Genomic DNA, 13,762 nt, shown 5'->3' on the forward strand with positions numbered 1-13,762 from the left:
CGTCGCAGCACGCGTGTGGCCCGGCTTCGCATTCACGAAATCCCCACCTGGCCGGCTGTCTAGTTTGCCTGCAGCGGGCCGGGCCATGGGCTCGCACGGGCGGATTGCTGCAAGGGGATCAGGCCAATGATCGACGCGACATCCGCTGCGCCCGCGTGTCACCGCAAGGCCGTGGTCCGCCAGGCGTGGCCATGCCTCGCGGCAGGAGTGCTGGCCGGATGCTCGCCCCACTCCGCGCCCGCCCTTGTACTGTTCGGCGCGTATTTCCCCGGCTGGCTGCTCTTCGCCATCCTCGCCATAGTGATCGCCATCTTGGCGCGTATCGCCTTCGGTGTGGCCGGACTGGCGCCTGCCGTGCCGTTTCCGCTGTTCACCTGCCTCGCCATCGGCATCCTGATCGCGGGCGCGGTCGACCTCATGTGGCTGGGCAACTGATGCGCGCGGCCGGAGACCATCGCCCGCCCCGCCTGGCGAAACTGCTCGCATTGCTGGTCATCGCCGCCGCAGCCGTCATGCTCGCCGTCATCATCGGGCACTCCGTCCAGAATCCATCGACGGACGCCGCCTCCATCGATGCGGACGTGGTCCACGTTGCCTCCGAAGTCGGAGGGCGCGTGATCCGGCTCGGGGTGAGCGAAAACGTCACGGTCAAACGGGGCGACCTGATGTTCCAGATCGACCCCGGCCCGTATCGTGACGTGGTGGCACAGACGCGCGCCGACCTTGCCCTGGCCGAGGCTGCGCTGGACACCCAGCGCCGCGTCGTGTCGACACAGAATTCCGCGGCCACCATTGCTGCCGAGCAGACCCGCAAGGCCGCTGAAAACGCCGCCCTCACGCAGCGCACCGTCGAGCGCCTGCGCCCGCTCGCGGAAGTCGGATACGTTCCCGAGCAACAACTGGACCAGGCCGAGGTTGCCGCACGCGACGCCGCGAAGTCCCTCAGCCAGGCGCGAGAACAGCAGGCTGCCGCGATCAATGCGGTCGACACCACGGCCGGCGCCGAGGCCGCCGTGCAAGCCAGGCGCGCCGCGCTGGCGATTGCCGAACGGGCCTTGCAACACACCACCGTGCTGGCGCCCCATGACGGTCGCGTGGTCGGACTTTCGGTAACTAGCGGCGAGATCGTCGCGCCATCACAGCCGTTGTTTACGCTGATTGCCTCCGATGAATGGTTCTCTGTCGGCAACTTTCGCGAGACCGTGCTCAAGCACGTGAAGGTAGGCGATTGCGCCACGGTGTACTCCCTCATCGATCGATCCCGGCCGATGCAAGGCATCGTCACGGGTATCGGATCGGGCGTATTGGATACCGAGCGCGTCGACCTGCCTCGCGGCGTCCCTTATGTCGAGCGGTCGCTAAACTGGGTTCGCGTCTCGCAACGCTTCCCGGTCCGCGTGAGGCTGGAACAACCACCACAGGACCTGGTGCGCCTGGGTGCCAGCGCCATCATCGAGATCGATCATGGCGTCGCCTGCCGGTGACATCGCCGTGCGTGCGCTGAGTTCCCGCTGGCGGGAGCTGATCGCCAGCACGCCCGGGCGTGGCGAGTTTGCGCTGCGGCTAGCGGTGATCTGCGCGCTGACCGCATGGATCGGCTTGACTTACCGCACCCTGGACGTGGCGCTCTCGGCCTACGTCGTGTTCTTCATGAACAAGCCGGACCGCACCAGCAGCATCCTCACCAGCGTAGCCTTCACCGTGCTGGTCGGCATCCTGATCGGGCTGCTCGTGCTGATCGCGGGCGTGGCGATGGATCTGCCGCCGTTACGCGTGGCGATCATGGCCGCGCTGTCCCTGCTGCTGTTGTTCCTGGCATCCGCCTCCAAGCTCAAGCCCCTGGCGTCGACCATCGCCCTGATCCTGGTCTACGCCCTGGACCTGCTCGGCAAGATCCCCGAAGGCGAACTGGTGACGCGCGCGCTGCTCTACGTGTGGCTGCTGGTGGGCATTCCCGCTGCGCTTTCGGTCGCCGTCAACCTCCTGTGGGGGCCTTCACCGCGTCGGCTGGTCGAACGCGCCATCGCACTGAGGCTGCGTGCCGCGCAGGCGCTCCTGGCCACGCCAGATGCAATCTCGCGACAGCATGTTGCCGACCTGCGCATCGAGGGTGACGCCGAGATACAGGAGCACCTGCGACTGGCCTCACTGGAACAAACCTCGACCCGCGGCGACATGGCCGCGCTGAAACAGGCGTCGCGCTCCACCGAGGTGCTGCTGCTTCTCGTCGACCAGATGGATCGCGCGGGCGACTCGTCCACGCCGTGGCGCCATGCGGCGGCGGCCACCCTGGGCGACATGGCGACCATCGTCGACCGCCATCTCTATCCGGTCGAGATCGAGCCGGTGCAGATTGCTGGCGTGCTGTCACCAGGTACGACATCCTCGTTGATCCACGATTTCAACGCGGTGCTGACGAGGTTCGCGCTACCCCCGGAGCCAGCCGCCGACACCCCGCCCCAACCCAAGGGCGGCTTTTTCGCTGCAGACGCGTTCAGCAATCCCGAGCACCTTCAGTACGCCGTCAAGGTGACCATGGCGGCGATGCTGTGCTACCTGTTCTACTCGTTGACCGACTGGCAAGGCATCCATACCTGCCTGATCACCTGCTACATCGTCGCGCTCGACACCACCGGCGAAACCATCGAAAAACTGTCGCTGCGCATGACCGGCGCACTGGTCGGCGCAGCGGCAGGCATCGCGTCCATCGTCTGGCTGACCCCGGCCATCGAACACATTGGCGGCCTGCTGGTGCTCGTCTTCGCGGGAGGATTGGCCGGCGCCTGGATCGCGGCGGGCAGCCCGCGCATCGCGTACGCGGGTTTCCAGCTGACGTTTGCCATCTACCTGTGCGTGATCCAGGGCTCGTCGCCCGCGTTCGACCTGACCGTTGCGCGTGATCGCATCATCGGCATCCTACTCGGCATCGCCGTGGTCTACGCCATCTTCGTCTCGGTCTGGCCAGTGAGCATTACGCGCCGTATCGATCCGGCGTTGGCGGCCCTGCTCCGGCAGCTTGCCGGCATCGGGCGAAAGTCCTCGCACACGGAAAGGCTTTATGCGCTGCCCAGGGCGCATGCCGCCATCGCCAGGATCGACACCGATCTTGAAATCGCCCACTACGAGCCGCCATCGCTGCGCCCCTCCGTGGATTGGCTCGCCCGCAGGCAAGCCCTGCTCGACAGCGTGCCACGACTTGAATACAGCCTGCTGTACTCCGACAGCCGCAGCGAACTTGACAGCACGGCAAGCCGGTTCGACCGGATGGCGGACGCCATCGAAAGCGGCCGACCAGACGCGTTCCCACCACAGGCGGATGCCAACGGCCACGGTGGACAGGAGCAGGACCTTGCGCATTAACCTGGCCGCGGTGCTGGCGCTGGCGCTCTGCGGGTGCGCGACTTCGTCACTGCAGATGGCTCCGCCGGCGCCCGACCGGCCCTGGTCGCCGGCCGTCGACGCCAAGGGCGGATTGACTGCTGCGCACTCCGCCGGATCGCTCGCATCCTCCCAGGGGTATGTGCTTCCCTCCAATCCATCAGTCGGCGGCTTGCCGATGGCCACCATCGACTCGGCCCGCGTCTACAACCTTGCCGACCTCATCGACCTGGCGGAGAGCACCAACCCCGACACCCGCGTCGCCTGGAGCACCGCCCGCAACGCGGCGCTTGCCGCAGGCATCGCACGCAGCACATATCTGCCCCGCATCAGCGCCTCCGCACTGGGGGCGCGACAGACCGCCAGCGGAAGCGCCTCGGCGCTGGGATTGTCGGCCAACCAGAACGACACGTTCACCGGGTCGGTGCAGGTCCTCTCGCTGGAGTGGCTGCTGTTCGACTTCGGCCAGCGCAGCGCGCTGGTGGACGCCGCCGACCAGGGTGTGGTCATGGCCAATATCGGTTTTACCGGCGCGCACCAGAAGCTGATCCATGCGGTCAGCCTCGCGTTCTATGCCTATTCGGCAGCCTGCGCGCGGGCCCAGAGCGCGACCCAGTCGCTCAGGGACGCCCAGGATATCCAGGCGGCCGCGGAAAGCCGCAAGAAGCATGGCATCGGCACCATCATCGAGGTGGCGCAGGCACGCCAACTGACCGCGCAGGCGGAGCTGGAAAAGGTCAGTGCCGACGGCGACCAATCAGACGCCTATGTGGTGCTGCTGTCCGCCATCGGCATATCGCCGCTTGCACATATCCAGATTGCCGATGTCTCCGGGCGCCCGCTTCCGGCCGACCTCGACCAGCCGATCGAGCGCGTACTGCAGCAGGCACTGGAGCGGCGCCCCGACGTGTTGGCGGCGGTGGCTGCCCAGAAGGTGGCCGATGCCGGCACGCGGGCGGCCAAGGCAGACTTCCTGCCCAAGGTATTCGTATCCGCCGTGGGCACGCACGCGAGCGGCAATCTCGATCTCTCCGCGGTGCCGGCCATCGGCGACCAGGCACCCACGGTAAATCTGTCCAATCATCGCTGGGGCGCCACCGTCCTGGTCGGCGTGAGCGTGCCGCTGTATAGCGGCGGCGTTCGAAACGCCGCATTGGCACAAGCGCGCAACCGTGCGGATGCCGCGACGGAGACGCTTGACCGCGTCAAGCTCGATGCCGCCCAGGAGGTGGTGATGACAAGCTCCCGGTTGCGCACCAGCCTTTCAGCCGCCTCCGCGGCGCACGCACTGCTGAACGCATCGCAGGTCACCTATGACGCCGCCCTCGCCGCCTTTCGCCGGGGTGTTGGATCATCGACTGACGTCTTGACGGCCGAACGCCAGCTGCTGGTGGCCCGCAACGCCGTGGCCGATGCACACAGTGCGGCACTCTCCGCCGCGGCCACGCTCGCGCTGGCCTGCGGAACCCTGGGGGCGGCGCCCAATTGAGCACGCGGGCGAACTGCACATACCCGCTATGGCGCACTACGCACGCCCGTCCCTGCTGATGTGTCCATCACCCTCTTCGCCGCTGCAGCCGAGGACGAATACATGCCCGGCGATAGCGCGCAGATCTACGCCGCGTGGCGCAACCCCAGCAGCATCGACGCAACGACAGTCACCTAACGAAGAAAGCGCATCCATTTCGGGATGCGCTTTCCTTTTGGTGACGCTTTGTGATGGCTCGGGGCCGTATAAGTGCGACATCGCCCACGACTAAGCGCCCATGCAGCACCTATGCCGAGAACGGTGGCAACACGCGAGGTGGCCGCCTGACCAGCGGCCCCACAAGCGCTTTTTAGCCACTGCGGGCCCACAAAAATCGCGGCGGCAGACATGTGACCTGCCGCCGCCCCTCTGCGTTACTGAGGACGCCAGTTCGGCCTTAGGCTGAGAGTTCACGCCGAATGATTTCTGCACCCGCACTGAGAGCACTCAGTTTGCCCCTTGCTACACGCCGGGATAAGGGCGCCATGCCACAATTTGTGGAGGGATAAAGCTTGTCGGCATCTACAAACCGAAGCGCCTTCCGCAGGGTATTGGCCACGTCCTCTGGCGTTTCAATGATATCGGTTGCCACGTCAATGGCGCCCACCATCACCTTTTTGCCTCGAATGAGCTCGATCAGGTCGATGGGGACACGCGAGTTGTGACATTCCAGCGAGATGATGTCGACGCTGGATTTCTGAAGCTTGGGAAAAGACTCCTCATATTGGCGCCACTCAGACCCAAGCGTCTCTTTCCAATCAGTATTGGCCTTAATGCCGTAACCGTAGCAAATGTGCACCGCGGTTTCGCATTTAAGCCCTTCAATCGCCCGCTCCAGCGCGGCAACACCCCAGTCGTTCACCTCGTCAAAGAACACATTGAATGCGGGTTCATCGAGCTGGATGATGTCGACGCCGGCAGCCTCCAACTCCCTGGCCTCCTGGTTGAGAATTTTGGCGAACTCCCAGGCTAATTTTTCGCGACTCTTGTAGTGGCGATCATAAAGTGTATCGATCATCGTCATCGGACCCGGCAGCGCCCACTTGATGGGCTTCTGGGTTTGCTGCCGCAAGAATTTCGCATCCTCAACGAAAACCGGCTTCTGGCGACTCACGGCACCAACGACAGTCGGCACGCTCGCATCGTAGCGATCGCGAATCCGCACGGTCTCGCGCTTCTCGAAATCCACCCCTTCGAGATGCTCGATAAACGTGGTGACGAAGTGTTGGCGGGTCTGCTCGCCATCACTGACAATGTCGATGCCCGCCCGCTCTTGTTCGTGCAGGGACAGGCGCAAGGCATCTTGTTTGCCGTCGATCAGTTCTTCGCCCTGCAATTTCCAGGGCGACCAAAGCTTTTCAGGTTGCGCAAGCCAGGACGGCTTGGGCAAGCTGCCGGCAGTTGAAGTGGGCAGAGTTCTTTTCACGTGAATTGTTCTTCGCAATGAGGTTGATCAGGGGGCGTAGTTCGCAGCCCATTGTTCGAGAATGCTTTTATATGGCCTGATAAAGTGCTCCTCCGTAAACTTTCCTTGTTTGACGGCTAATTGGCTGCGCTCTTCTCGGTCATAGACGATCTTCGTCAAGGAATAGTCCTGATTCTTCAAGCTGGGCTGATAGACCGCCCCTGCTGCAGCATTGGCGTTGTAGATTTCAGGGCGGTATATTTTTTGAAACGTTTCCATCGTGCTGATGATGCTGATCAGCTCAAGATTGGTGTAGTCGCCAAGCAGGTCGCCAAGAAAATAGAATGCGAGCGGCGCAACACTGTTTCGCGGCATCAAGTAGCGAACCTGCAAGCCCATTTTTTCGAAATACTGGTCGGTCGAGGAAGGCTCGTCCTGCTGATACTCGACGCCCAGGATGGGGTGTCGGTTCTCGGTCCGACTGTAGGTTTTACTGCTCGATGCGCTGATGCAGATAACTGGCGGCTTATTGAAGTTTTCCTTATAGGCACTTGAGTTTACGAAGTGCCTGAACAGCTTCCCGTGCAGGTCGCCGAAGTTATCCGGGGTGCTAAAGGTGGGCTTGCCATGGTTGTGCTCTGGCAAAAGCACACTGAAGTCGTAGTCGCGCACGTACGACGAAAAATTATTGCCGACAATGCCTTCGATCCGCTCGTTGTTCTTCTTGTCAACGATGCTTGTTTTCAATATCTCAATCAACGGAAACACGCCATCGCCGCCCTTGGCGTCAATGCTCATTTCGACGGAAATGATGTCGAGCTCGACTGAGTAGCGATCCCCCTTGGGATTGTCCCAATTCGCCAGGTCATTGAAGCGGTTGTCAATCATCCTCAGGGTGTTGCGCAAGTTCTCCTGGCGACTGTCGCCCCTGGCCAAGTTCGCAAAGTTGGTCGTTATGCGCGTACTGTCTGACGGACGATAGTTCTCGTCGAAACGAAGACTCTTAATGTGGAATGCGAACTCTTTATTCATAGTGATTCGGTACCGTAAGTTCTGCGACAAGATCTGAATCCAAGGCGTCTTTTGATTCAGTGGCTTCAAATTTTCTTCCTTGCCTTCCCGTTCGACAGCTCTACCGGGCAGCTCAAGGGGCTTGCTCACTGCCGCACCAATCGCTGACGCCACTCGGGTGGCACGCTCAATCTGGACCCGGGCCAGCGGCACGCATGTCACGGGAACTCCGTCTCACGCCAGCCGCCTCGAACGCGGTCCGACTCGAGCAGCCACTGGCCAGCGGGCGCTGCTTCCCGGCGAAGCGACTGGATGGATCTAGCAGGCTGCGATCGCTTCCTCGGCAGCCATCGATCTTGTACGGGGTGCCAATTGGAACAACGGCAATGCCCGCTCGACCGCCAACCCGGCCCTCTGAATGAGCGCTTCGTTCTGCAAACGGTGCTCGACGTAATCCTTATCGGTCGCGTAGACGCCCAAGGGCAATGTGCGCGCCTGGAAGAAGGCGAACAGCGGTCGTAACTGGTGGTCGATCATCAGGGCATGGCGCTCACTGCCACCAGTTGCAGCCAACAACACCGGCGTATCGATCAAGGCGTCCTGATCGATGAAGTCAAAGAAATGCTTGAAAAGCCCCGTGTAGGACCCGCGGTAGACCGGGGTTGCCACCACCAGAACGTCGGCTTGCTCAACTGCTGCAAGCTCCTGCTCCACTGAATCGGGCAATTGGGCGCGCCCAACCGCTCCGGCAAGCTGCGGGGCGAGCTGACCCAGTTCGATCAGGTGTTGTTCGCACTGGATTTTGTCGCCGACCAAGCGCAGCAGATACTCGGCCAGGACGGCAGCCTTCGAGAGACGCTGCAGCCCGCCAGAAACGGCAACCACACGTAGGGGTCGGGTCATTTTTCTTTCTTATGAATGGATGTACGCGACGCCGAAAGCCCCGATGGGCGCCAGCGAAGTGCAGATATATGCGCAGCTCGTCAACCAAGACGATCCGCATTGATTGCCCGAATTCGCTGAAGCCAGGCCGCTTCGGCAAATTCAAACGTGCGGGCTGGATCGATCTTAGGGGGCGGGCGTCGATGAAGTACAATGGTTTTATTTCACCAATCCATGAATGCGAGTCATCTGAATGCTTGAGCGCATCCACCTCAGCATCGTCCAGCAGGTCGAGAAACAAGGGTCGTTGACGGCCGCGGCGGGCGTGCTGAACCTGACCCAGTCGGCTCTAAGCCACAGCATGAAGAAACTGGAACAACAGCTTGGAACCGACGTATGGCTGCGTGAGGGCAGAAGCCTCCGTCTGACGCAGGCCGGCCAGTACCTGCTGGCGGTGGCAAACCGCGTGCTGCCACAACTGGACCTGGCCGAGGAGCGCCTCGGCCAATTTGCGCAGGGCGAGCGCGGCGCACTACGCATCGGCATGGAATGCCACCCCTGCTACCAGTGGCTGCTCAAAGTGGTTTCGCCCTATCTGGCGGCATGGCCCGACGTTGACGTGGACGTCAGGCAAAAATTCCAGTTCGGCGGAATCGGGGCGCTCTTCGGCTACGAGATTGACCTTCTGGTCACGCCCGACCCGCTGTTCAAGCCGGGCCTGAGGTTCGAGCCCGTGTTCGACTACGAGCAGGTGCTGGTCGTGGCCAAGGGTCATGCCTTGGCTTCGGAGGCATACGTAAAGCCCCAGCAACTGACACGAGAGGTACTCATCAGCTATCCCGTAGACATTGAACGCCTGGATATCTACAGCCAATTCCTGTTGCCAGCCGGTGTCACGCCCAGGCGTCACAAAGCCATCGAGACCACCGATATCATGCTGCAGATGGTGGCAAGTGGCCGAGGGGTGGCCGCCCTGCCGCGCTGGCTGGTGCAGGAGTACGCCACCAAGATGGACGTAGTGCCCGTGCGGCTTGGCTTGCACGGCATAGCCAAGCAGATCTTTCTGGGGGCGCGTGAGGCGGACATCGCCATAGACTACGTGCGTGCCTTCATTGAATTGGCCCGCGAGCCTGCCGCCGCCATAGGCATTGCTTGAGGAATCGCCGGGTGGACTCCACCTTGGGATGCAACCGCCCTCAAAGGCGCTGCTGCATGCCTGCTGTACGCCACGCCCGGCGCGAGGTCATGGAGGCCAAGCCGGCCTCCGGCATCGACTGCGCAACCCTCCTCCACGACCCCAATGTACATCGGCTCAAGGAATACGAAATTCGGTGGCCGGCACCGGTCCCACCGGGTGTGCGATGCGTCCTGGCGCGATCAATCAGAACTGGCATGTCGAAGCTCGCCCATATTCGCCAAACACGGTAAGACCTTTGATTAGCCCCAATAAGCCCAGCCTCGCCAGCAACATCACCGACGCCTATTCGTTGGAAGTAAGCACGAAAAGCATCCCTGCACTGACCGCAGTGGCGCACCGGCTACCGCCCGCGTCGACAATTTCCATTCCCTACCTGCCAAATGAGGACGATGACGCGCGACTGGCCGCGTTGATTGCCGTGCGCGAACTCGGCTTTGAGCCGATGCCGCACCTTTCTGCGCGTCGTATCGCCTCGCGCGTCGAATTTGATTTGTTCGTCAGGCGGGCAGTTGCTGAAGCCGGCGTTGAGCGTTGCTTCGTGATCGCTGGAGATCCGTCCACCCCGAAGGGGCCGTTTTCCGACAGTTCGGCACTGATAGAAACGGGCGTTTTCGAACGCTCTGGCATCAAGGTCATCGGCATTGGCGGCCACCCGGAAAATCATTCCGTCATGAGCGCAGCCGATCGCTGGAATGTGCTCGAACGCAAGTGTCGCAATATCGACGAGCGCGGCATGAACCCTCTGATCATCACGCAGTTCGCGTTTGATGCCGATGCCTTATTGACCTGGCTGAAGACGCTGCGCGAGCGTGGCATTGGATATCCAGTTCGCGTTGGCGTATCAGGCCCCGCCGGTGTCGCGGTGCTTGCGCGCTATGCCGCGTTGTGCGGCGTGAGTGCGTGCGCATCGATGTGGTCCAAGTACGGAATATCTATTGGCAAGCTGCTCGGCATGGCAGGGCCGGATCTTTTTGTCGATCGTCTGGCCGCCGGCCTGACAGAGGTCCATGGAAAGGTGAGTTTGCATTTCTTTCCGTTCGGAGGCATCGCACAATCCGTGAAATGGATAGAGCAGTATCGCTCTCGCACCGAACGCCCCATCCTCATGAGCGCCGCCAAGTCGTGACATCTTGCCCGACTGTGAGCCTTTAAGAGCTTCGGTCGATCCTATTCGCGATAACTTGACCCAGTCGTTCGCCCCGAACACCCGCGGACAGCCCCGCGCGATCAATCCGCTGAAACCCGACGGATGTGACGCGCTTGCAGTTCCCGCGCCAGATCGCATCGCGCCTGCAGTGCCAGCCAGTAGAAGGCGGTGGTGTCGAGGACGAGGGAGAGACGAACGGCGTGCTTAGGGGTGATGGCGCGGGTGCCGGCGATGAAACCCTTGATGTGGCGCGCGGGGATGCCGGTGCGGCGCGCAAGCTGGGCGGGGTTGAGCCCGTTGGGTGCGAGGTAGGCGTGCAGCAGTGTCTGTCCGGGGGCGCACAGCGGTTGTGCGGGGTCCACGTCCAGGCGTGGCGTCAGTTGGATCAGGTCCATGAGATGTCTTCCCTGTCAGACACGGCCCGGGGGACGGATAGGCGCTTGCAGCGCTCCGTGTCAGTCATTGCCTGGTGGCGTCGTCGGTGATTACCTGGATGCGGCGCATCGCCCTTGGGGGCCATACGCCGCACGGGCAATCACTGCGAGGGAGAAAGACTCACTTGCGGCCGGTGGCCGGGCGGCATGGCACGCCACGGATGGCGCTGAATGGCCGCGCCGGGGCGGATGGCTCTTGCCGCCGAAAGCCGCCGTGGCGGCTGCATGGCGGGCACGTCCTGGGCCGAAGCCTCGTGGCTTTGGCTGCCGCCGCGACGCCATCGCGTGAGGGTGCGCTCCGTCAGGGCTGGACCCGCATGGATGTTTTGATGAGGGGTATCGAGCCAGGCCGCACCCGCAGCCAGTGCTTGATCGAGCGAGCCAGCGAGGGAATTGTCAGCGGGAACGGACGGGCGAACAGGTGCCGTATGATCGCGGATAGCCATGATCAACTCTGGTGTAGTTGGTGATGGTCAGCGGGCCGTGTGTGTGTCACCACACGCGGCCCGCGCTTCATGGCCTGAAGGCCATGATCACTCGCCAGCGCCTGGGCGTGACGATGCGAGTGACGTCTCGAAGCTAACAAGCATGGTGCAGACCGTCTGTCAGTTTTCGACGGGATGGATGTCCGTCTGGCGGGAGCTGGCGGGTGCGGTGACACTGGCCGAGTTGAATGTCGGCGCCTTCGTACACGGTGCGCCCCTGTAACGACACGGCTGAACGCATCGCAAGTTGCAGGCGGCGGCAATAGCCGAACAGCGTTCCGGCACAGTGTGAGCCGCACACTGGTGCCGATGACCTCGCTGTTGTTGCCCAATCCTGGTGAATCCGCAGTCGGTGGCGGGCCTTCCAAGCCCGCCGATGAACCGCCCGGACTGCAAGACTCATCATCGGTAAGCCGTGGACCATCGTTACCGCACCCTAGAAGCCGATGAACTCAATCCCAGCGGTTCGCATTTTTGGGAAATCCCGGGCGCTGTATACGCACCACGCAGAATCGCTGGCCGGAGGGAGCCTGCATGACCACCCACCGTTCCAGGCGGCTGACTACGGTGGCGCCCAGTTTCTCCAGGCGAATGACCTCTGCGGGGATGTCATCGGTTTCGATATCGATGTGAACCCTGCTCTCATGGTCGACGCGCTGAATCTGCACAATGGGTTCGTCCGGTGGCGTCTCCAGCATGCGGTAATTGCCACGCGTCCCTGGATGATCGGGATCCACCGCGCGGCCCAGCGCGCCGGCCCAGAAGCTGGCGGCCTCATCCACATTGGGACTATTGCAGTCGATCAGCACAGCACAAAGTCTGGAGTGATGCATAAGCGCATATGCCTCTGGATGATGACCCGCTAGGACTTGGCAGCTGTGCCGGCTTTGGGTTGGAAGCGGACATTTTTTGCTAACCCAAACGGTTAACTTTCGGTGCTCGCACGACAAGCCGATACGATCAAATCAACTATCGGCTCTAGAACTATCTCCGGGAGAGTCTCGGCAATGGCACCTCGCATGAGCTCCCCGGCATCCTTGTCGAGCGTATCTGCCAAGAAAGCTTTCTCCCGGGAAGCTTCGTTCGGCCACTGAGCGTAGCTATACCAGATGTCGTCTGGGCCACGATGCAGCCGTGAACCAAGCGACCCGTGCCGATGAAGGTAAAGCTCGGAGATGCGCGTCCAGCCCTTGATGAACTGAGCCTCCATTCTTGGGTGCAATCGCCACCGATAAATTGCTACAAATCCCACAATGGATTCTGTCATTGACTGCCCTCCTCCGTTGCGAAGGTTCGTATATGGACTCCTCCCCTTTGCCAAGCATCCCCTAGCTCTGGCGTCCGTGTCGACTGCATACGTATATCCGGCCTCTAAACGCTGCACCGTCAGGCGGTGCCGGGCCACGATGAGCTAGTCGCGCGTCGGCTCCCAATCGCTATGGCGTGCTCATAGGCACACGGACCTTTCAGGGTTTTGCCGACGCCGGTCCGACCGGTACGTCATCACTCGGGTGCTTCGCAATCGTTGAAGAGATGGTTTCGGACGTTGCTCTCAGGCGGCCGCCAAGGCCGGTTGATAGTCGGTGCCATGGCGCAGCATGGCCCAGGCCATGCGCGCCGTCTTGTTGGCCATGGCCACACAGGCGACGTTCGGATGGGCGCGAGCCGCGATCCGGGTGACCCATCGGCTCAGTGGATCGTCGTGGCGCGGTGCCGTTCGCAGCATGGCGCGCGCGCCGTGAACCAGCAGCGAGCGCATATAGGCGTCGCCACGTTTGCTGATGCCCAGCAGGCGATCCCGTCCACCGGAGCTGTGCTGCCGTGGCGTCAGCCCCAACGATGCGGCCATCTGACGACCGTTGGCAAATTGGCTGGCGTCACCGACACAGGCCACCAGTGCGGTGGCGACTACGGGACCGACGCCACGCAACAGCTGCAGCCGACGCGCGGAAGAATCGGCCTTGGCCGCTTCGTTGATCTGGCCGTCCAGTTCTGCGATGCGACCGTCCAGCATCCGAAGATCGCGCCACAGCCCATCGAGTAGTTGCCGGAAGCGCATGCTCAAGCCGTTATCAGCGTCTTCTAGCCACGCAGAGATCGCCTGCCGCAGAGACGATATTTCCTTGGATGCCACCAATCCGTATTCGGCGACCAAGCCCCGAATCTGATTGCCCTTGGCCGTGCGCTGCTCCACCAAGCTCGATCTGTCGCCTTCCTGTAATCTCACTCCACACATAACTGGAGGTCTCCAGGCAAACTAGCCCCAAGGAGACCCACGATGCGCAAGAGCAAGT

12 protein-coding genes are annotated in these 13,762 nt (G+C 62.1%); 6 read left to right on the top strand and 6 right to left on the bottom strand.

Annotated elements, in window-relative coordinates; all coding sequences use genetic code 11:
• The first annotated feature begins 126 nt into the window (after positions 1 to 126).
• Genes DVU99_RS13635 through DVU99_RS13650 form a run of 4 tightly spaced genes read left to right on the top strand, consistent with a single transcriptional unit; the run spans position 127 to position 4,867 of the window.
• Entirely contained in the window at positions 127 to 435 is a 309-nt protein-coding gene (locus DVU99_RS13635; protein ID WP_198670322.1) for a hypothetical protein, read from the top strand.
• Entirely contained in the window at positions 435 to 1,484 is a 1,050-nt protein-coding gene (mdtN, locus tag DVU99_RS13640; protein ID WP_114240772.1) for a multidrug transporter subunit MdtN, read from the top strand. Before DVU99_RS13635 ends, mdtN begins: the two co-directional genes overlap by 1 nt.
• Positions 1,465 to 3,360: an FUSC family protein gene (locus DVU99_RS13645; RefSeq protein WP_114240773.1), complete on the top strand. Its 1,896-nt coding sequence runs from the start codon at positions 1,465 to 1,467 to the stop codon at positions 3,358 to 3,360. The genes mdtN and DVU99_RS13645 overlap by 20 nt, the downstream gene beginning before the upstream one ends.
• Positions 3,350 to 4,867 (top strand): TolC family protein, encoded by a 1,518-nt coding sequence (locus DVU99_RS13650; protein WP_198670323.1) that lies wholly within the window; start codon positions 3,350 to 3,352, stop codon positions 4,865 to 4,867. Before DVU99_RS13645 ends, DVU99_RS13650 begins: the two co-directional genes overlap by 11 nt.
• Positions 4,868 to 5,303: 436 nt before the next feature.
• Here DVU99_RS13650 and DVU99_RS13655 read toward each other — a convergent pair whose 3' ends face one another.
• The 3 genes from DVU99_RS13655 to msuE all read right to left on the bottom strand — a co-directional run bounded on the left by DVU99_RS13655 (position 5,304) and on the right by msuE (position 8,225).
• Entirely contained in the window at positions 5,304 to 6,332 is a 1,029-nt protein-coding gene (locus DVU99_RS13655; protein WP_114240774.1) for a methionine synthase, read from the bottom strand.
• A gap of 27 nt (positions 6,333 to 6,359) precedes the next feature.
• Entirely contained in the window at positions 6,360 to 7,343 is a 984-nt protein-coding gene (locus DVU99_RS13660; protein ID WP_114240790.1) for a DUF1852 domain-containing protein, read from the bottom strand.
• A gap of 297 nt (positions 7,344 to 7,640) precedes the next feature.
• Positions 7,641 to 8,225, bottom strand: a complete 585-nt coding sequence (gene msuE, locus DVU99_RS13665; protein WP_114240775.1) for an FMN reductase — start codon at positions 8,223 to 8,225, stop codon at positions 7,641 to 7,643.
• 232 nt (positions 8,226 to 8,457) lie between these two features.
• Between msuE and DVU99_RS13670 the strand changes: the two genes are divergently transcribed.
• Both DVU99_RS13670 and DVU99_RS13675 read left to right on the top strand, forming a co-directional pair.
• Positions 8,458 to 9,360 carry a LysR family transcriptional regulator gene (locus DVU99_RS13670; RefSeq protein WP_114240776.1) on the top strand — a complete coding sequence of 301 codons (903 nt, stop codon included), beginning with the start codon at positions 8,458 to 8,460 and terminating at the stop codon, positions 9,358 to 9,360.
• A 277-nt stretch (positions 9,361 to 9,637) separates the two neighbouring features.
• A complete protein-coding gene (locus DVU99_RS13675) occupies positions 9,638 to 10,528 on the top strand; it encodes a methylenetetrahydrofolate reductase (protein ID WP_198670327.1) in 891 nt (296 codons plus the stop codon).
• Between the two features lie 101 nt (positions 10,529 to 10,629).
• Here DVU99_RS13675 and DVU99_RS13680 read toward each other — a convergent pair whose 3' ends face one another.
• The 3 genes from DVU99_RS13680 to DVU99_RS13695 form a co-directional block, all read right to left on the bottom strand.
• Positions 10,630 to 10,944: a HigA family addiction module antitoxin gene (locus DVU99_RS13680; RefSeq protein WP_114240777.1), complete on the bottom strand. Its 315-nt coding sequence runs from the start codon at positions 10,942 to 10,944 to the stop codon at positions 10,630 to 10,632.
• 976 nt (positions 10,945 to 11,920) lie between these two features.
• Positions 11,921 to 12,301, bottom strand: coding sequence for a VOC family protein (locus DVU99_RS13685; RefSeq protein ID WP_114240778.1), 381 nt, complete (start codon positions 12,299 to 12,301; stop codon positions 11,921 to 11,923).
• A 719-nt stretch (positions 12,302 to 13,020) separates the two neighbouring features.
• Positions 13,021 to 13,662, bottom strand: coding sequence for an IS110 family transposase (locus DVU99_RS13695; protein WP_198670324.1), 642 nt, complete (start codon positions 13,660 to 13,662; stop codon positions 13,021 to 13,023).
• Positions 13,663 to 13,762 lie beyond the last annotated feature (100 nt).

The organism is Dyella sp. C9 (assembly GCF_003332825.1).
Lineage (GTDB): Bacteria > Pseudomonadota > Gammaproteobacteria > Xanthomonadales > Rhodanobacteraceae > Dyella.

What these genes read in the sequence shown, in the direction of transcription:
- DVU99_RS13635 (WP_198670322.1), top strand. Translation starts at nt 127, where the DNA reads ATGATCGACGCGACATCCGCTGCGCCCGCGTGTCACCGCAAGGCCGTG.
- mdtN (WP_114240772.1), top strand. Translation starts at nt 435, where the DNA reads ATGCGCGCGGCCGGAGACCATCGCCCGCCCCGCCTGGCGAAACTGCTC.
- DVU99_RS13645 (WP_114240773.1), top strand. Translation starts at nt 1,465, where the DNA reads ATGGCGTCGCCTGCCGGTGACATCGCCGTGCGTGCGCTGAGTTCCCGC.
- DVU99_RS13660 (WP_114240790.1), bottom strand. Translation starts at nt 7,343, where the DNA reads ATGAATAAAGAGTTCGCATTCCACATTAAGAGTCTTCGTTTCGACGAG.
- msuE (WP_114240775.1), bottom strand. Translation starts at nt 8,225, where the DNA reads ATGACCCGACCCCTACGTGTGGTTGCCGTTTCTGGCGGGCTGCAGCGT.
- DVU99_RS13670 (WP_114240776.1), top strand. Translation starts at nt 8,458, where the DNA reads ATGCTTGAGCGCATCCACCTCAGCATCGTCCAGCAGGTCGAGAAACAA.
- DVU99_RS13680 (WP_114240777.1), bottom strand. Translation starts at nt 10,944, where the DNA reads ATGGACCTGATCCAACTGACGCCACGCCTGGACGTGGACCCCGCACAA.
- DVU99_RS13685 (WP_114240778.1), bottom strand. Translation starts at nt 12,301, where the DNA reads ATGCATCACTCCAGACTTTGTGCTGTGCTGATCGACTGCAATAGTCCC.